The 18,526-nt window shown below is 69.3% G+C and carries 13 protein-coding genes; 11 read left to right on the top strand and 2 right to left on the bottom strand.

All coding sequences use genetic code 11. The features are described 5' to 3' along the window. Positions 1-173 precede the first annotated feature (173 nt). The 3 genes from AB7V09_RS12535 to AB7V09_RS12525 all read left to right on the top strand — a co-directional run bounded on the left by AB7V09_RS12535 (position 174) and on the right by AB7V09_RS12525 (position 2,495). A complete protein-coding gene (locus tag AB7V09_RS12535) occupies positions 174-1,448 on the top strand; it encodes a phosphatase domain-containing protein (RefSeq protein ID WP_419143959.1) in 1,275 nt (424 codons plus the stop codon). A gap of 241 nt (positions 1,449-1,689) precedes the next feature. Next, positions 1,690-2,019, top strand: coding sequence for a hypothetical protein (locus AB7V09_RS12530; protein ID WP_419143958.1), 330 nt, complete (start codon positions 1,690-1,692; stop codon positions 2,017-2,019). 158 nt (positions 2,020-2,177) lie between these two features. Next, positions 2,178-2,495, top strand: a complete 318-nt coding sequence (locus AB7V09_RS12525; protein ID WP_009406192.1) for a hypothetical protein — start codon at positions 2,178-2,180, stop codon at positions 2,493-2,495. Positions 2,496-2,543: 48 nt separating this feature from the next. Here AB7V09_RS12525 and AB7V09_RS12520 read toward each other — a convergent pair whose 3' ends face one another. Next, complete coding sequence (locus AB7V09_RS12520; RefSeq protein ID WP_419143957.1) at positions 2,544-3,353, bottom strand: trimeric intracellular cation channel family protein; 810 nt, start codon at positions 3,351-3,353, stop codon at positions 2,544-2,546. Between the two features lie 209 nt (positions 3,354-3,562). Between AB7V09_RS12520 and AB7V09_RS12515 the strand changes: the two genes are divergently transcribed. From AB7V09_RS12515 to AB7V09_RS12505, 3 genes are all read left to right on the top strand, one after another. Next, positions 3,563-4,477, top strand: coding sequence for a cation diffusion facilitator family transporter (locus tag AB7V09_RS12515; protein ID WP_075414038.1), 915 nt, complete (start codon positions 3,563-3,565; stop codon positions 4,475-4,477). 66 nt (positions 4,478-4,543) lie between these two features. Then, the gene (locus tag AB7V09_RS12510) at positions 4,544-5,455 is read left to right on the top strand and encodes a copper homeostasis protein CutC (protein WP_178389389.1); all 912 of its coding nucleotides are present in this window, start codon (positions 4,544-4,546) and stop codon (positions 5,453-5,455) included. Between the two features lie 294 nt (positions 5,456-5,749). Then, entirely contained in the window at positions 5,750-6,571 is an 822-nt protein-coding gene (locus tag AB7V09_RS12505; protein WP_279012810.1) for an alpha/beta hydrolase family protein, read from the top strand. Positions 6,572-6,643: 72 nt separating this feature from the next. On the opposite strand, the gene AB7V09_RS12500 is transcribed toward AB7V09_RS12505, so the two are convergent. Next, complete coding sequence (locus AB7V09_RS12500) at positions 6,644-8,209, bottom strand: hypothetical protein (RefSeq protein WP_419143956.1); 1,566 nt, start codon at positions 8,207-8,209, stop codon at positions 6,644-6,646. A gap of 106 nt (positions 8,210-8,315) precedes the next feature. Here AB7V09_RS12500 and AB7V09_RS12495 point away from each other — a divergent pair, with 106 nt between their 5' ends. From AB7V09_RS12495 to AB7V09_RS12475, 5 genes are all read left to right on the top strand, one after another. Next, positions 8,316-13,109, top strand: coding sequence for a DUF3418 domain-containing protein (locus tag AB7V09_RS12495; protein ID WP_419143955.1), 4,794 nt, complete (start codon positions 8,316-8,318; stop codon positions 13,107-13,109). Positions 13,110-13,283: 174 nt separating this feature from the next. Continuing rightward, on the top strand, positions 13,284-14,378 hold the full coding sequence (locus AB7V09_RS12490; RefSeq protein ID WP_419143954.1) for a hypothetical protein: 1,095 nt from the start codon (positions 13,284-13,286) through the stop codon (positions 14,376-14,378). 228 nt (positions 14,379-14,606) lie between these two features. Then, positions 14,607-15,446 (top strand): hypothetical protein, encoded by an 840-nt coding sequence (locus tag AB7V09_RS12485; protein ID WP_419143953.1) that lies wholly within the window; start codon positions 14,607-14,609, stop codon positions 15,444-15,446. A gap of 82 nt (positions 15,447-15,528) precedes the next feature. Then, positions 15,529-16,695, top strand: coding sequence for a hypothetical protein (locus AB7V09_RS12480; RefSeq protein ID WP_419143952.1), 1,167 nt, complete (start codon positions 15,529-15,531; stop codon positions 16,693-16,695). A gap of 219 nt (positions 16,696-16,914) precedes the next feature. Then, a complete protein-coding gene (locus AB7V09_RS12475) occupies positions 16,915-17,853 on the top strand; it encodes an ABC transporter permease subunit (protein ID WP_419143951.1) in 939 nt (312 codons plus the stop codon). The last annotated feature ends 673 nt before the right edge of the window (positions 17,854-18,526 follow it).

Below are 18,526 nucleotides of genomic sequence, written 5' to 3'. Positions count from 1 at the left end.
CCATCCGGCAGACGCACCCAACCGGTGTCTCAGATGTCATGACATCCGAAACTCTCAGAAGTCATGAGACAACACAGAGGGTTCAGGGTACGACCCCGCGACCTGCCCTACGACCGCGCGATCCACCCGACGAACGCAACGATTGGAACCCCTGAGTCGTCTAGGATCCAGGGGTGCCCCTCTCCGACATCGCCCGCGCCGTCGAGGACCGGTTCCATCGCGATACCGTCCCGGTCCTCAAGCGTCAGGGCTGGCGGCCCCGCGTCATTCCCTACGACGGATACGGCACCAGCGCCCCGGCTCAGCCCGGCCCGACGGCGCCGCAGCACCAGGAGCAGCACCAGAACACTGCACCCCAGCGCAGCGCGGCCGGAGCCCGCCGGCGCCCCGCCTCAGCCTCCCGCGGGACCTCCTCCGGTTCCTCCCAGCCCACTCAGCCCTCCCGGCCCGCTCCCATGGCCCGGGTCCTGGCCCGCATGGTGATGCGTCCTCAGGACGCCCCCGCCGAGGGGCCCCTGTTCCGCTCCCTGCCCGACACTCTTCCCGTCAGCGCCGCCCAGGCCCGCAGCTTCGCCATGACCGGGCTGAGCGACGCCCAACGCGGCTGGCGCCTGTTCATCGAGGTGCCGGTCGCCTTCCTGCCGGTGACGGTCCACGTGGGCCGGGCCAGCGTGCGCACCCGGGCCGACCGCAGCGGCTACATCGACGTCGTCGTGCGCGATCACGGCCTGGAGCCGGGCTGGCACGAGGCCAGGATCGAGGCGATGGGGGCGCACGCGGTCGCCGCCAAGGTCCTCATCATCCCCGAGGGCCCGCGCCTGGGCATCATCTCCGACATCGACGATACCGCCATGGTCACGCACGTCCCCCGCGTGCTCGTGGCCGCCTGGAACCAGCTCGTCAAGTACTCCTCGGCGCGCGAGCCCGTCCCCGGGATGGCCGAGCTCTACTCGCGCATCCAGGCCGCCCACCCGGGCACCCCGATGATGTACCTGTCCACCGGGGCCTGGAACGTCGTCCCCACCCTGCGCTCCTTCTTCTCCCGCCACGGCTTCCCCTCGGGGCCCGCGCTCATGACCGACTGGGGGCCGACCAACACCGGCTGGTTCCGCTCGGGCATCGAGCACAAGCGCACCGAGCTGCGCCGGCTCATGATCGACCTGCCCCAGATCACCTGGATCCTCTTCGGCGACGACGGCCAGCACGACCCGCACATCTACGGCGAGGCCGCCCGCCACCACGCCGACCGGATCGCCGCCGTCGCCATCCGCCGCCTGACCGCCACCCAGCAGGTGCTCGCCGGAGGGCTGACCGCCCACCCCATGGGCATCGGGCCGGAGGCCCGGACCCTGGCCGAGGCCGACGTGCCCGTCGTCGTGGGCGCCGACGGCTACGAGTTGGCCCGGCGCCTGCCCCGCGAGCTGCTGGAGGCCGCGCCGCGCCGCTGACGGCCTCACGGCGACCACCGCTGAGAGCGGGCCGTTTCCCGGCCGCCCCCTCCATGCGGCATGTCTCACGCAGGCCCCTCCACCGGCGTCGATGCCCGCCAGCATGCGGATCGGCCCGCAGCCCGCCCGGTTCACAGGGACGGCACAGGCCTGCCCTACACGGACGACAGGCCCCGGCGGTTACCTGGGTTCATCGGGGCGAGCGCCCCCGTTCCCATCCCCAGCGAACAGGAGGAATCACATGTCCCCCTTCTCCACAGACTCCACCGGTCCGGCAGAGCCCACCAGCCCCACCGGCCCGAACGGCCCCACCAACTCCACTGCCTCGACGGCGGCCTCGCTGCGCCGCCACGCGATCCTGGCCGACCTCAACCTGCTGCAGGTCGCCACCCTCATGGGCACCGGGCTACTGGTGACGCTCGGCGTCATCCTGGGCGGCCGCTCCTACATCACCACCGTCACGCCGGACGGCCTGATCGCCTCCCAGCCGAGCGCCCACGGCACCAGCGTCCAGGACCCCGCGGCGGGCTCGGTGCCCTCCGCCGACGACTCCTCGGAGAAGACCGTGTGATTCCAGGGTGAGGGCCGCCCAGGCCCCGCGGCCGCCCCGCGCGTGACGCTGTGGGCGATCACGCGGCCCCCGCACCCCCTTCACGTCAGTCGCCCCGGCCCCCGGCCGGTATGGTAATGGCGCACCCAGCAGTGCTTCCTTCAAGCTCAGGAGACGATATGGCCGGCAAGATCCCCTTCATCCTCGGACTCGGCGCGGGATACGTGCTCGGGACCCGCGCGGGGCGCGCCCAGTACGAGCGCATCAAGACCGCGGCCTCCAAGGTCGCCGAGCAGCCCTTCGTGCGCACCCGGGTCGACGCCGCCTCCAGTCACGTCAAGCAGGCCGTGCGCACCCAGGGCGAGGCCGTCACCGAGAAGGTCGCCGACGCCGTCAAGGAGCGGCTCTTCGGGGCACCCTCGAGCAAGGGCGGCGCCCAGTCCCAGCCCGTCGACGCCGGTCAGGCCAGCGTGCGCCCGGTCGGCGAGAGTTCCTGAGGCCGCCTCGAGGCCGGCTAACGTTCCGGCTAACCCCGCAGTCCGCCCTTAGCCCTGCTCGGGCTGCTGGGAGGAGGCGCCCTCCTGCGCCGTCTGCCCGCCGCGGCCGCGCCAGGAGGGGGCCTTGAGCGGCCCCATCATGAGCCCCCGGCGCCAGCCCACGAGCGCGCCGTTGGCCGCGCGCCGCCCGGCCCGGCGCCGTTCCCGGTCGGAGATGACCGGCAGCTGCCAGGAGCGCCAGTAGGCGAGCACGCACAGGCCCGCACCGACCACGGTGGACACGAGCATGGCGTGAGCGTCGGCCACCCCCGCCTTGACGGCCACGACCTGGGTGCCGGCGGCGATGAGCGCCGGGATCGCGTAGAGCTTGTTGCCCCCGAAGACGGCCGGGGTCTCCCCCACCGCGACGTCGCGGATCATGGAGCCGCCGATGGCGGTGAGGCAGCCCAGCAGGAGTGCCGGCATGACGCCGAGCCCATAGGTGAGGGCCTTCGAGGCCCCGGTGGCGGCCCAGCAGCCCAGGATGACGGCGTCGGCCACCACGAGCAGGCGCCGGGTGGGCCGCGAGGTCAGCGGCACGAACCAGGCCACCGTCGCACCCAGGCAGGCCGTGTAGAGGTAGTAGGGGTCGGTCAGGGCGAAGGGCGGGCCGGCCTGGATCATGACGTCGCGCAGGATGCCGCCGGCGGTGGCCGTGAGCATGGCCAGGACGACGAAGCCCACCAGGTCGAAGTTCTTGCGCCGGGCGATGAGCCCGCCCAGGATCCCATTGAGCAGGACCCCGCACAGGTCCAGCAGCCGGAAGGTGTCGGTCAGGGACGCCGGCATGTGAAGCGTGAGGGAAAAGAGGTCCAGCATCCCGGTTACCCGCCTTTCGCTCCTGTCATGCTCCTGTCACGGCGGCCGTCCCGCCGTCGATCCCGGTATCGGACCGGCAGCCCGCCGCTACCGGGCACCTTAGTCCACGGCACAGCGCGGGGCGGACACCCGAACGCCGCGGACCGCGCGTTGCGGCGACACGAAACCTCGGGTGGTCAGCGCGCTGAGGCCCGCGCCATGATCGGGTCGTGTCCTCCCGCTACTCACCCCCCAAGGACCTGAGCCGCTACGCGTGGCTGTCCATCGGTGCCGCACTGGCCACGATCGCGCTCAAGGGGGCCTCAGCCTGGCTGACCGGCTCCGTGGGTCTGCTCTCCGACGCCGCCGAGTCCGTGGTCAACCTCATCGCCGCCGTCGTCGCCCTCATCGTGCTGAAGATCGCGGCCAAGCCGGCCGACGCCGACCACCAGTTCGGGCACTCCAAGGCCGAGTACTTCTCGGCCGTCGTCGAGGGGGTCATGATCTTCGTGGCCGCCGCCGTCATCATCATCTCCGCCATCGAGCGCCTCATCGACCCGCGGATGCCCGAGCAGCTGGGGGTGGGTCTGGCGGTCTCGGTCATCGCCTCGCTCCTCAACGGTGCGGTGGCGTGGGTGCTCTACCAGGCCGGGCGCCGCGAGCGCTCCATGACCCTGGTGGCCGACGCCAAGCACCTGGCCACCGACGTCGTCACCTCCGCCGCGGTCCTGGTCGGGGTGGCACTGGTAGCCGTCTTCGGCTCGGCCGTGCTCGACGCCGTCGTCGCCCTGGGGGCCGGGCTCAACATCATGTGGACCGGCTTCACGCTCATTCGCGACTCGGTGGGCGGTCTCATGGACATCGCCCCGTCCGCTGAGGTGCTCCAGCGCGTGGAGGAGGTTCTGGCGCGCCACCGCCAGACGGGCATGATCGACTTCCACGCGGTGCGGGTGCGCGAAGCCGGAAACCGGCGTTTCATGGAGCTGCACGTGCTGGTTCCGGCGGCCTGGAGCGTCAAGAAGGGGCACGACTTCACTGAGCAGGTCATCGACGAGCTCATCGAGGCCGACACCAGCCTGCGCATCTCGGCGCACCTGGAGCCCATTGAGGACCCCAAGTCCTACGAGGATCTGGAGGACATGTGAAGAACTCCCAGGTCAAGTCGGTTTCCATCATCGTGCGGACATGCCAGACTCAGCCCCATGAATGCAATGAGGCTCACCGGCTCAGCACCGTCGCTGCGCCAGCACACGATCACCGCTCCCGTCCCCGCCTGGCGTCACCCCAGCCACGTCGTCCTGGAGACCTGCGTCGAGGACGTCGAGGGCGTGAGGATCTCCGCCCGGGCCGGAGCTGACCGGGCCGAGCTGGGCGCGAACCTCACCGCCGCCGGCACCACCCCCTCGATCGGCACCATCGAGGCCGCCATCTTCGCCGCCGCCGAGCAGGTCGAGCAGCGCCGTGCCCAGGCCGGCGCCCACTGGGCGGAGAAGCCCGAGGCCGCCGCCCCCTTCGGCCTGCGGATCCTCATCCGTCCCCGGGGCGGGTCCTTCGTCTACAACGCCGATGAGGGCCGGGCGATGATCGCCGACGTGCGGCGCATCGCCACCCTGGCCCTGGAGATGGCCGAGTTCACCCGCCCCCAGGCCACGGGCGGGGGGCGCACGACGCTGCCGCCGGCGGTGGACCTGGGCTTCGTCGTCGGTGCCCTGACCGAGGACGGCACCATTGACCGCGGCCTCGTGCGCCTGCTGGTCGACATGGCCAATGGCGCCCCCGTCACCTTCCACCGGGCCTTCGATCAGTGCCGCGACACCGTCGAGGCTTACGGGGACCTGGAGGGACTCGGCGTGCGCTACGTCCTGACCAGCGGGGCGGCCCAGACCGCGGCCGACGGCGCCTCGGTGATCGCCGGGCTGGTGGCCAGTGGCGGGCCGACCGTGGTCGCAGCCGGGGCCGTGCGCCCCGACGGCCTGGTCGACCTGGTGGAGTCCACCGGCGTGCGCGAGGTCCACATGCGCTGCCCCCGCGAGGGACTGACCCCCGACGAGCCCCAGCGCACCGATGAGGCCCTGGTGCGCCGCGCCGTCGAGACGGTCCGCGCGGTACCACTTCCCGCGTAGCTCGGCAGCCCCGCCCGTCCCTGCCCTCCTCCCGCCCGACGGCGGAGCCGAGGCCGGGTGCGCATCCCCGGCGACTCGGGGTACGCACCCGGCCTGGCACCCTTGTCACTCTCCTCGGCCCTTGGTCCCCGGTCCGACATCCTCCGTTGCCGGAGAATCCTCACGGTTCGTAGATATCTACAGCCCGGCGAGCGTCCGGAGGTCTCGACGCCTTCGTCACGCTCGAAGCGCAATCGGGAGAACTACCGATGCATCCCCCATGCTCACCCCTATTTTCTGTCTTAGGTTGACCCCATGAACGACGTCCGCATCGATACCCCACGCGGGATCACCCTGGCCGGCACCCTCCAGCTGCCTGCCGGAGCCGCCCCCATCGATCTGGAGGTTTCTACGACGTCGGAGGACACCCAGCCCCCACAGGCGCGACCTGAGGGCGTGGTCCTGCTGGCGCACGACTTCCTCACCGACCGTCACGGTCAGGGCGGGAGGCTGGACTGGATCGGTGCCCGCTACCGCGAGGCGGGTCTGGCCACGCTCAACCTGGACTTCTCGGGTCTGGGTGAGTCCGACGACGACGTCATCACGCTGGCGGGCGAGGCCGAGGACCTGCGGGCGGCCTCCAGCTGGCTGGCCGGCCTGGGCTTCACCCGGCAGATGATCCACGCCAACGGTTTCGGGGCGACGGCGGCGCTTCTGGCGAGGCCCGAGCATGTGCGCACGGCGGTGCTCGTGGGCGCCATCGTGGGGCCGCAGTCGATCCTGTGGGAGGAGATCTTCTCCCCCGAGCAGCTCGATGAACTCGCCCAGCACGGGCTGACGCGCCTGGTGGATGACAACCCCAACTCCCGCGAGTGGAACGTCCTGTCCAAGGAGACGCTGGCGGACTTCTCCATGCAGGATCCGCAGCGCACCCTGGCGGACCTGCCCTGGCCGGTGCTCATGGTGCACGGGGTGCTGTCCAACGAGCTGCCCGACACCGCTGAGGCCACCGCCGAGGGCTTCCCGCTGCTGCCCGACTCCAGCCAGATGGTCCATGTCCACGCCGAGACCCTGGACCAGGCTCAGGAGGAGGTCGCCCGCCTGAGCCTGGAGTGGGCGCAGCGCCGCCTGCGCTGAGCGGCCGCCCGGCTCCTTGCGCCGGGTGGCGACGGCACCGCCGTCGGCACGCGCAAGGAGAGCCGGGGCGGATCAGGACGGGCGGTAGGCCTTGACGGCGCCGTTCTCCTCGTAGGCGATGAGGAAGTCGCCTTCGGGGCTGTAGCCGGCCCAGTTCCCCAGTGGAAGCGGCGCGGGGCTCTCACCGGTGGACATGTCGACGAGGTGCAGATCTGTCTCAGCCTCGCTCTTGTGCTCGAAGAAGACGCCGATCTCCCCGTCTCCGGAGTGGTGGACGCCCTGGATGGGCACTCCCTGGCAGCCGCCGGGGAACTTCACGGACAGCGAGTTGTCCTCACCGAGGTCGATTCTCTGGCCGGCCACCGTGATGGACGTGCACTCTTTGTCATCCTTGTTGATCGAGTAGGTCGACGGCGCCCAGGAGGTGTCGCCGTTCTTGAGCCAGGCGCGCGCCTGGTCGAGGGTGAAGTCCTGGGGTGACCACGGGTAGTCGGTGAAGTCCTCAGGAACGCCTACATCAAAGGTCTCCTTGACCGAGCCATCGGGCTTGATGAGGGTCACGGTATCGGGCCGCCCCGTGGATGGGGGCTGGAGGTCGAAGAGCATCCAGCCGTCCTGCAAGGCAGTGGGCGAGGTGGCCATCGAGGCCCCTTCAATCGGGGAGGCCTCACCGGTGTTAAGGTCGACATGCAGGTACTGCACCTTCCTCCCCCAGAAGATGCTCGCTACCGCATAGTGGTCGAAGCGGGGCGAGATGGTGGCGTTCTCGGAGCCGGGGTCGTCGAAGGGGAGCTTCTTCTGCCAGACGCGCTGCTTCGAGGAGGACCACATAGTGCAGGTTGCGCCTTCGCAAGAGATCGCTTTGTCTCCGTTGATGGCGACCGAGGCCCCCGCCTCCCAGGGAGCATCCTCGTGCTTCTGGGAGCCGAGGTCGACGAGCTTGTCCGCCTCGACCAGCTTTCCGTTCCACACGTCGAGGGAGTACGACCCAACCTCTGACTCGAAGTCCTCCTCCCACAGGAGCTTGGGGGCATTGCTCTTCAGTGAGAAGACCTCGGCATGCACCTGGCTGTCTTCGGAGACCACCCGGATGACATAGTCGCCGACGTGCTCCACCGAGACACGCCCGTCACGGCCGGGCTCGTTCTTGGGGGCGTCGAGAGCCCAGACCTCCTCATAACCCTTGGCCCAGGCCTTGGTCCAGCCCGATGTCGGCTTCTTCAGGTCAGCCCGAGCCCCGCCTCGGACATGCAGCCACCAGTAGGCCGCGCCCCCTCCGGCAACCGCGAGGACCAGCACGACCACGACCGCCACAATGACGGCGGTGCGCCGTCTGCGCTTGGGCGCCCCGCCGTCGGGGGCGCTCGGGTAGACCGGACCTGCCTGGTACGACGCCGGCGCCCCTGTCGGGAGGTAGGGAGCCTGGGCCGGCTGCTGCATGACCGGCTGACCGGGAAGGCCGCCCGCCGCAGGCGGATTCTGCCAACCCACCGCATCCTGAGGACCGTAGGGAGCCGGGACGGCCTGAGAGGCCTGCGGACCGTAGGGAGGCTGAGGCCCGTAAGGAGGCTGAGACCCGCCGGCACCGTGCGGGAAGGGCCCGGAGGAGTGGCCCGGCCACTGGGGAGTATCCGTCATGTCGGTGAGTATTTCACGCAGGGCCCCCACCGGCTCGGCCTTTGGCCAGCGGTCCTGTCACGGGGTGATCGGGCGAGGGGCGCGCATGGGGGACAATGGGCCACCTATGGAACAGGGCGAGCACCTCACGCAGAACCAGGGCGACGATCACGCCGGGGGCCATCGCGGCCAGCAGGACAGCGACCTCGGCGCGCGCAGCACCGAGAGCACTCAGGCGTCCCCTGACGGGCCGGCCGGGCACACCGCCGGCCCCGCACGAGGCGGCGCACCGGACCAGCACAGGCAGCGCGCCCCGCGCGGTGGCGGCAGGCGTCGGGGCCGGCACCCGGACCGCACCGAGGGTAGGCGCCGCAGCGCCTGGAGGGGCTACTCCCCCGAGCAGCTCGCCGCCCGCGCCGCCGCCGTCCCGGCGATCGTCTACCCCGAGGAGCTGCCGGTCTCCGCCCGCCGTGAGGAGATCGCCGCCGCCATCGCCGAGTACCAGGTCGTCATCGTCGCCGGTGAGACCGGCAGTGGAAAGACCACCCAGCTGCCCAAGATCTGCCTGGAGCTGGGCCGGGGTGTGACCGGGATGATCGGCCACACCCAGCCGCGACGCATTGCCGCCCGCAGCGTGGCCGAACGCATCGCCTCCGAGCTGGGCACCCCGATCGGGCGTGACGGCGTCGTCGGCTACCAGGTGCGTTTCACCGAGGAGGTCGGCGAGAACACCCTGGTCAAGCTCATGACTGACGGCATCCTGCTGGCGGAGATCCAGTCCGACCCCCAGCTGCGCCGCTACGACACGATCATCGTGGACGAGGCCCACGAGCGCAGCCTCAACATCGACTTCATCCTGGGCTACCTGGCGCGTCTACTGCCCGAGCGCCCTGACCTCAAGGTCATCATCACCTCGGCCACCATCGACTCCGAGCGCTTCGCCGAGCACTTCGGCCGCGAGCAGACCGGTGACCGCGGGCAGCCCTTCACCGTTCCCGCCCCGGTCATCGAGGTCTCCGGGCGCACCTACCCCGTTGAGGTGCGCTACCGCCCACTGGCTCCCGACGACGCCCCGCCTGCCTCCGACGACGCCGGCGGTGAACCGGCCAAGCCCACCGCCGCGCCCCAGCCCGGCCCGGCGGGACCCGGCGAGCTGAGCGAGGCCGAGCTGGAGGCCCTGACCTCCCCCGACCCGGCGGTGCGCGCCGCGGCCCGGGCCCGCCGCGAGGCCATCCGCTCCGGCGCCGGCCCCGCTGCGCTCACGCCCCGCAACCAGGGGGCTCGGGGCAAGGGCCGGGGCCGGGCCGCCTCCGCGGCCGCCGAGTCCGGGGAGCCCAAGGACCAGGTGACCGGGATCCTCGACGCCGTCGACGAGCTCCTGGGGGAGCCCAGCGGCGACATCCTCATCTTCCTGGCCGGTGAGCGCGATATCCGCGACACCGAGGCGGCCCTCATCGACCACCTGGGGGCGCGCTACACGCCTGACGGCCGTTCGCGCACGCCGGGGGCCATCGAGGTCGTCCCCCTGTACTCGCGCCTGAGCGCCGCCGAGCAGCACCGGGTCTTCGAGGCCCACCAGGTGCGCCGCATCGTCCTGGCCACGAACGTGGCCGAGACCTCCCTGACGGTTCCCGGAATCCGTTACGTCATCGACCCGGGCCTGGCGCGCATCTCCCGCTACTCCAACCGCACCAAGGTTCAGCGCCTGCCGATCGAGCCGGTCAGCCGGGCCAGCGCCAACCAGCGGGCGGGCCGCTGCGGGCGCGTGGCCGACGGCATCGCCATCCGCCTGTACTCGCAAGCCGACTTCGAGGCGCGCCCGGAGTACACCGAGCCGGAGATCCTGCGCACCTCGCTGGCCAGCGTCATTCTGCAGATGGCGGCCCTGGGGCTGGGGGCGGTGGAGGACTTCCCTTTCCTGGACGCCCCGGACTCCCGCCAGGTCCGCTCCGGCCTGCAGCTGCTCACGGAGATCGGCGCCATCGAGCCGGCCGGGGCCGCCTCCGCCCGCTCCGACGACGCCCTCGACCGGGGCCGGCGCGGGCCGCGCCTGACGGAGATCGGGCGGCGCCTGGCGCGCCTGCCCATCGACCCGCGTCTGGGGCGCATGCTCCTGGAGGCCGGTGAGCTGGGCTGCGTCGGGGAGGTCATGGTCATCGTGGCGGCCCTGTCCATCCAGGACGTGCGCGAGCGCCCGGCGGACAAGCAGGAGGCCTCCGACGCCCTGCACCGGCGCTTCGCGGACCCGACGAGTGACTTCCTGACCTACCTCAACCTGTGGCGCTACCTGCGCACGCAGAGCCGCGAGCTGTCCGGCTCGGCCTTCCGGCGCATGTGCCGGGCCGAGTTCCTGCACTACCTGCGGGTGCGCGAGTGGCAGGACGTCCACGCCCAGCTGCGTCAGCTGGCCCGACCGCTGGGCCTGGACGCGGCCCCGGTGGAGCTGCCGACGGCCCGTTCGATCCGGGCGGCCACTGAGGCCCTGGAGCCGGGCAGTCACGCCGCTCAGATCGCCAACGGGGGTGTGGCGGCCGCCGTCGTGGCCCTGGGGCGCAGCGCGGACACGCCCGACGCCGACGCGATCCACCGTTCGCTGCTGGTGGGTCTGCTGTCCAATGTGGGGAACTGGGATGAGCGTCGTCGGGAGTACGCCGGCGCGCGCGGGACCCGCTTCACGATCTGGCCGGGCTCGGGCCTGCGCCGCAAGACCTACGACTGGGTGATGACCGCCGAGCTGGTGGAGACCTCCCGGCTCTTCGCCCGCACAGTGGCCAAGGTGGACTCCCGGTGGATCGAGCAGGTGGCGGACCGGGCGGGCCTGACCCGCCACGTCTTCGGTGAGCCCTACTGGTCGACCCGCCAGGGGGCGGCCATGGTCCACGAGAAGGTGCTGCTCTACGGGATGACGCTGGTGGCGGACCGGCCGGCGACGCTGGCGAGCGTGGGGACGGACTCAGCCCGCCAGGTGGCCCGGGAGATGTTCATCCGCTCGGGCCTGGTGGAGGGCGGCTGGCACGCCCGCCACGGCTTCGTGGAGCGCAACCGGGAGCTCATCGAGGAGCTTCAGGACGTGGAGCGGCGTCGGCGCGAGCACGGGCTGCTGGCCGACGACGCCGCCCTGTTCGACTTCTACGACGACCGGATCCCCGAGGAGGTGACCTCCGCGGCGGCCTTCGACGCCTGGTGGAAGGAGCAGCGGCGCACCACCCCGGACCTGCTGGACTTCACCCGGGAGCTGCTGCTGCCCGGCGGGGGCGACGCGAGCGGCTTCCCGGACACGTGGGTGCAGGGGGACCTGACCCTGGGCCTGGACTACGTGTTCGAGCCGGGCCACCCCGAGGACGGGGTCAGTGTCCAGGTGCCGGTGGAGGTGCTGGGGCGCCTGTCCCCGGAGGGCTTCGACTGGCTGGTGCCGGGGATGCGGGCTGAGCTGTGCGTGGCCACGATCCGGGCGCTGCCTAAGCGGGTGCGCCGCCAGCTGGTGCCGGCCCCGGACGTGGGCGCCCAGGTGTGGGCGCAGATCGCCCAGGAGTTCCCGACGCCGTCGGGTGCGAGCTGCCCGGAAGCGCCCTTCGAGGATGCCTTCAGCCGGGTGGTGCTCCGCCTCAAGGGCGTGGAGATCACGGAGGAGGACTGGGCCGAGGCTGCGGAGCGGCTGCCGGACCACCTGGCGATGGGCTTCGCGGCCCTGGATGCGCGGGGCCGGGTCATTGGTCGTGGCCGGGACCTGGTTGCGCTCCAGCAGCGGCTGTCGGGCAAGACGGAGGCTGCTGTGCGCTCGGTGGTGCGCGGCGCGCTGGCCCAGGCGATGGCCGAGGCCCAGGAGCGCCAGGGCACGCAGGGCGGGAAGCCCGGCCGCAAGGGCCGTAAGAAGAAGGGCGGGCGGCCAGCAGCCGCCCAGCGGTCGGGCGTCGCCGCTGGAACCGCAGGAGCCTCAGGGGCCGGAGCTGAAGCCGGTACTGGAGCCGGGGCCGGCCTGGAGGAGCGCAAGGGGCTGACCGACTGGCCCCGGGGCGTGCCGGGCCTGGGCGACCCGGACGGTTCGACGATCCCGGCCTCGGTGGAGTCGGCGGGCCGGGCCGGGCTGGTGGTGCGCGGTTACCCCGCCCTGGTGGCGAACGGGGCCAGGAGCGCGGACCTGCGGATCCTGCCCGATGCCGCCGCCCAGCTGGGTGCTCATGGCGCCGGGGTGACGGCGCTGGCCCTGGCGCGCACGGCCTTGCCGACGGCCCGGGTGACGAGCCGGTGGAGTGCCCAGGAGTCGCTCATCCTGGCGGCCAGTCCCTACCGGAGCACGGAGGCTCTCGTGGAGGACGTGCAGGCGGCTGCCGCACGGATCGTGGTCGGGCGCTGGGCGGCGTCGGCCTCCGGCTGCGCACTGGCGGAGGTGCGCAGGCGGGAGGTCTTCGAGGCGCTGGTCGGTGTCATGCGTGGCGACCTTGAGGACGAGGTCTACCGGGTGGCCCGGTATGCGGCCGCGGCGCTCAAGGCGGCCCGGGAGGTGGAGCGCGTGGTGGGTGAGCACACCTCCCTGACGTTGCTGAACACGCTGCAGGAGGTACGCAAGCACGCGGCCTCCCTGGTTCCGGGCGGCTTCATCACCGCCACCCCGCCGGAGCACCTGGCGCATCTGGAGCGCTACCTGCGGGCCCTGGTGATGCGGGTGGAGAAGGCGGCCTCATCGCCGTCGGCCGCCTCCCAGGACACTGCCCTGGCCTTCCAGGTCTCCCAGGCCCGGGAGGTGGTGGACAAGGCCCGCGCCAAGGCGGCCTCACTGCCGGCCGACCCGCAGCGCGAGGCCCTCCTGGAGGAGGCGCGCTGGATGGTGGAGGAGCTGCGGGTGAGCCTGTTCGCCCAGACACTGGGCACGAGCCGCAAGGTAAGCCTCCAGCGCATCACCAAGCTCGTCAGCGGTATTTGACCCTGTACCGGCGCCTCGCCTCTCGGCTGCCGCCTCCCTTCACACAGCATCAGTGTCATGACTTCATTCATCGAGCCGGGCCCCGCCCTCACCGCCGCACTGTCGGACTGAAAGCCCCCACCGCCGCGACCGATCGGGAAGAATGCTTCCAATCAGCCAGTAAGGGAGCAGCCGATGCCCGACGAGCAGACCACGCCTGAGCACAGAGGAGACACAGGGTCAGAAGAAGCCCCAAAAGTCGACTCGGGCAGCAGAGCCTCTACAGGCTGGAGAGCAGCGCTGTCTGGCAGATCGTTTGAGTGGTGGCTGGTCCGGTTCGTGCTGGTCATACTCGCGGTGATCATTGGTGGTTACGGTTGCTTGCTCTACGTCAACCTGAACCCCGACATCGGCCCGGATGGTTTCCAAGTCCGGCGCGTTGCCAGCACAGCCTCCAAGCACCTCTCCAGCAGCCCTGACGTCATCTCCGCCGAGACCACTGACGCCTCAGCCGACCTCGGCGGCAACAACGTCCGACTGGACGTGCGCCTCAAGGACAACACCAGCCCGGACACAGCCGCCGACCTGCTGGCCTCAACCTGGCAGAAAACACTCCAGGAGGAACCCGACTACTCAGGCGAGTTCATCATCTCGGTGTCCTGGAACGCCAAGGGCAGCACCATCGACATCGACGTCTATTCTCAACGAGACCCCGAGGCAATCCGGACCGACGTGAAACGAGCACTCACCCCCGTCGGAGAAGCGAAGTCCTTCACCGGCAACATCGATGAGTATCGGGGACCGACAATCGACTACGGAGACGTCACCACAACCCCCACCACCCTGACCCAACCAAGCGTCAAGAGATCCTCCAAGACCTTCACCATGAACGGATGGAAGGTCACCTCCACTGCCAAAATCGACGGACAGTTCAGCAACCCACCCTTTGACCAGCTCATCACCGCCGCCAGGCAGGCCAGCCCCACCGGCACCATCGACCTCGACGACGACACCCTATCCATCACTGGCCTAGTCACCGACGAGAACAAAGGCCTCACCCCCGAAGCCGCAGCACCCGTCGTCCACGCCGTCGTCAACTGCCAAGCCGCAAAACTGACCACACTCCAACTCAACATCTGGGCACTGAACACCACATCCAGCGTCGCCGACCCCTGGCTGACCTTCACCTGCAACAACGGCACCTGGACACCCACACACGAAAGCACAAGAGGCCAAGACGAAACCACCATCCTCAACAAAGCCGCCGAGCTGCAGATGACCACCGTCTAGGAGAAGCGCCTCACCAGTGAGAGGCTTGACCAGGTAGAGAGAACACAGATTTTGAAACTGTTTTCGTGTCGTGAACGCAGCGGAGTGAAGCGCCCGCACTCCACGGAGGGCGACGTACTTAAAATGGGGTGCGCGCTCATCTTATTGGCCCTAGTGGTTTCGGTATGCGTCTACGCATACCAGCTGTTTGTCGCCATCAATCCCGATCAGGGACCTGAAGGAGACAAGGTGAACGCGGTTGCGGACGTCGCTTCCGACTACCTCTCAAGCGATCCCTCAGTCGCTTCAGCAGAGGCAACAGGAGCAGAAGCCAACATCAACGGAAGCTCCGTGACAGTCGACGCCCACCTCAAGGACAACACCAGCCCGGACACAGCCGCCGACCTGCTGGCCTCAACCCGGCAGAAAACACTCCAGCAGGAGCCCGACTACTCAGGCGAGTTCATCATCTCGGTGTCCTGGACCGTCAAAGGCAGCACCATCGACATCGACGTCTCCTGTCAACGAGACCCCGAGGCAATCCGGACCGACGTGAAACGAGCACTCACCCCCGTCGGAGAAGCGAAGAGCTTCACGGGCAGCATCGACGGCTACACGGAGCTGACGATCGACTACGGAAACGTCACCACAACCCCCACCACCCTGACCCAACCAAGCGTCAAGAGATCCTCCAAGACCTTCACCATGAACGGCTGGAAGGTCACCTCCACTGCCAAAATCGACGGTCAGTTCAGCAACCCGCCCTTTGACCAGCTCATCACCGCCGCCAGGCAGGCCAGCCCCACCGGCACCATCGACCTCAACGGCACCACCCTGTCCGTCACCGGCCTGGCCACCGAAGAGCGCAAAGGCCTCACCCCCGAAGCCGCAGCACCCGTCGTCCACGCCGTCGCCAACTGCCAAGCCGCAGGACTCACCACACTCCAGCTCAACGACGAGGCAAAAAAGGAACCCTCCAGCGATGACCACTGGATAACCTTCGTGTGCAACAACGGAACCTGGGCGTCGCAGTTCGACTCCCCCAGCCCCAGCGACACCGAAATCCTCAACAAAGCCGCCGAACTCTAGCCGACCCACCGTTCGTTCTTCGCCTCTGCAGCGTCGGACCAAACGCCCCCGCCACCACAATGGATCGGGAAGAATACCTCCAATGAGTCAGCAAGGGAGCAGCCAGCAGACCGATCCAGACCAGGGAGAGTCCCCCACCATCTCTTCCGTGCAGGGTCAAGAGGCGATTGGACGCAATGACGCCGACGGCACCACCACCCGCGCCAACGATGAGACGGCTCCCAGTGAGGTGCCTGCAGAGTCGGCGTCGGTGGAGCAGCACCCTCTGAAGCGGAGCGCTCCTCGTGGGCCGGGGTGCTTCAAACTGGGCTGCGTCACCCTGGTACTCCTTCTGGTGACGGTCGGCGGGGTCCTCTACATCGTGGCGGCTGGCCTGGACCCAAGCCTGGGGCCCGGTAACGCCGGCGCCCGAAGCGTCGCCAAGGCCGCAGTCACGAGCCTCTCCAAGAACCCAAGCGTTGAGTCGACACAAATCATGCAGGCAGGAGCCAACTCAAACACTGGCTCGGTGGCTGAGGTCAAGGCGCATCTCAAGGCCGACACCCCAGTGGACAGCGCTGCCGACATGCTGCCTTCAACCTGCAGCGCCGCCCAACGAAACAGCGTATGGGGCACGGTGACCGTCGGGATCATCTTCACCTGGAACATGAAGGGCACCGAGATCGACGTCTACTTCAACTGCCGCGGCCCAGCCTCCGAACTGCGCACCGGCGTTCAGCACGACCTGGCCCCAGCAGGCGAGGCCGCAACGATCATGCGCAACGGTGACACGTCATCTCTTGAGGTCGACTACGCAGACGTCACCACACCCCCGTCCACGCTGACCGCTACGTCCGGCTCACCAACCATCAAGACCTTCACCATGAACGGCTGGAAGGTCACTTCCACCAGCAACACCGAGGGACAGTTCCCCACCACCGTCTCCTTCGCGCAGGTCATCACCGCCGCCAAACAGGCCGGCCCCACCGGCACCATCGAGCTCAGCAACGGGACCCTGTCTGTCACCGGCCTAGCCACCGACGAGCGCAAAGGCCTCACCCCTGAGGCAGCAGCACCCGTCGTCTACACCGTCGCCGACTGCCAAGCCGCAGGACTCAACACACTCAAGCTCAACGACGAAGCCAAGAAGGAACCCTCCAGCGACGACCTCTGGATAACCTTCGTGTGCAACAACGGAACGTGGGCGTCGCGGTTCGACTCCCCCAGCCCCAGCGACACCGAAATCCTCAACAAAGCCGCCGAACTGTAGCCAACCTGCCTCCCACCTGCCCTGCTCCCAGGCCAGCGGGCGCCCCGCGGGCCAAGCAACGACTCATCGTCCCCGCAGAGGACCCCTCCTCCCTCAGAGGGAGGAGACCGCCCCTACTGCGTTCAGCCACCGGGACGATCACACCGGAGCCCAGCCCTCCTAACCTGGAATCAGTTCAGGAAGAACGAAGGCCACGAGCATCCCGAGGACTGACGCACCATGACCACAACCATCGACGCCGCAGCCGGCCCGGCCATGGGCGTCAACCGTTTCGAGGCCCTGCAGAAGGCCACCCCCGTCTCCCGGGCATCCCGCACCGGACGGCATCGGACCCTGGAGACCGCCGGCCGCCCCAGTCGCCCCCGCGTGGCTGGTCGGCAGTCCTTCGCCGGCGCGGTGCGAGCCGAGTGGATCAAGCTGCACACCCTGACCTCCACCTGGGTCACGTCGGCCATCACGATCGCCATCACGGTCCTGTTTGGCGCGGGCCTGGCCATCGGCTACGCCGGCTCCCCCGATCGGGCCGACCAGGCCAAGACCATGATCGCCGCGGGCTCGGTACTGGGCATGATCGTCGTCGCCGTCCTGGGCGCCCTGGTGATAACCGGCGAGTACGCCTCGGGGCAGATCCGCTCCTCGATGATGGCCGTTCCCCGCCGCGGGCGCCTGTTCGCGGCGAAGGCGCTCGTCGGATCGGCCTTCTCCTTCGTCCTCGGGGTCCTCAGCGTGGCGCTGGCCTACGCCGCCTCCTACCCGTTCATGAAGGGCCACACCGGTTCTCTCACCGATACCCACTACCTGGGGCTGTTCTGGGGCACCGGCCTGTCCTTCGCGATCATCTCACTCATGGCCCAGGGGGTCGGCCACCTCACTCGCTCGACGGCGGGCGCCATCACCGTGGTGGTCTCGGTGCTGTTCGTCGTCCCCCTTCCTTTCCAGATGATGGCCGGCCACTGGAAGTGGGCGAACAAGGTCCTGGGACTCCTGCCGGACACCCTGTCCACCGCCGTCTCCGACCCCTTCAGTCTGGCCACCCAGTGGGGACAGGCCGGCACCGCCACCTTCCTCCAGCACTGGCAGGCCATCGCCGTCTTCGCCGCCTGGGCCATCATCCCGATGGTGATCGCCGCAGTCGTCTTCACCCGCCGCGACGCCTGAGCCACCGGCTCACGCGTCCCATCAGACCCTTTCTCCGGTTCCACACAGTCGGCCCCCGCACCCTCTCCCGGTGCGGGGGCCGACGACGTCGATACTTGCTGATCTGCTCGGGTCAGCGCTGGGGCTGGTCCTCCCGGTACTTGCGCATCCAGGAGTGCCTAGTCCTGTACAGACGGACCCCCGTCCCCGCCAAAACGCCACTCCAACCAACTGCTAGCGCCCACACCCACGCGGGGATGCCCACAAAATCACCTCCTCCGACGAAAGGCTCATTGCGTAGTCGAAAACGCTCCCCCTAGGACACCGACCTCAAACGCACATTCGCTTAGGCCCGAAACAGCCCCTACCGGCAGTACAGACAGCGCCTCTCCCTCTTGAAAACCCACCCAACCGACGTCTTGAGACGTCATGACATCCGAAACCCCCAGAAGCCATGAGACAACGCACTGACAGCCCGGATCGTTCAGCTCTGGGGCTGGTCCTCCCGGTACTTGCGCATCCAGGAGTGTCTGGTCCGGTACAGACGGATCCCCGTTCCAATCGTGATGCTGACCCACATGAGCAACATGCCCCACATCCACTGCGGGATATCCACGGCGCACCTCCCCTCCCCACAGCCGGTCGCCATGCTATGGCTTCTCAGGCACCATGATATGACCGCCTGCACATTTTG

Origin of the sequence: Actinomyces sp. SKVG-SVH-4(1), assembly GCF_048514265.1 — a bacterium.
GTDB lineage: Bacteria > Actinomycetota > Actinomycetes > Actinomycetales > Actinomycetaceae > Actinomyces > Actinomyces oris.
The sequence above is the reverse complement of the archived record's forward strand: the minus strand, read 5'-3'. Positions and strand labels throughout refer to the sequence as shown.

Coding starts and splice junctions, on each gene's coding strand:
- AB7V09_RS12480 (WP_419143952.1), top strand. CDS start 15,529: ATGAGTCAGCAAGGGAGCAGCCAGCAGACCGATCCAGACCAGGGAGAG.
- AB7V09_RS12520 (WP_419143957.1), bottom strand. CDS start 3,353: ATGCTGGACCTCTTTTCCCTCACGCTTCACATGCCGGCGTCCCTGACC.
- AB7V09_RS12525 (WP_009406192.1), top strand. CDS start 2,178: ATGGCCGGCAAGATCCCCTTCATCCTCGGACTCGGCGCGGGATACGTG.
- AB7V09_RS12530 (WP_419143958.1), top strand. CDS start 1,690: ATGTCCCCCTTCTCCACAGACTCCACCGGTCCGGCAGAGCCCACCAGC.
- AB7V09_RS12510 (WP_178389389.1), top strand. CDS start 4,544: ATGAGGCTCACCGGCTCAGCACCGTCGCTGCGCCAGCACACGATCACC.
- AB7V09_RS12475 (WP_419143951.1), top strand. CDS start 16,915: ATGACCACAACCATCGACGCCGCAGCCGGCCCGGCCATGGGCGTCAAC.
- AB7V09_RS12505 (WP_279012810.1), top strand. CDS start 5,750: ATGAACGACGTCCGCATCGATACCCCACGCGGGATCACCCTGGCCGGC.
- AB7V09_RS12490 (WP_419143954.1), top strand. CDS start 13,284: ATGCCCGACGAGCAGACCACGCCTGAGCACAGAGGAGACACAGGGTCA.
- AB7V09_RS12500 (WP_419143956.1), bottom strand. CDS start 8,209: ATGACGGATACTCCCCAGTGGCCGGGCCACTCCTCCGGGCCCTTCCCG.
- AB7V09_RS12495 (WP_419143955.1), top strand. CDS start 8,316: ATGGAACAGGGCGAGCACCTCACGCAGAACCAGGGCGACGATCACGCC.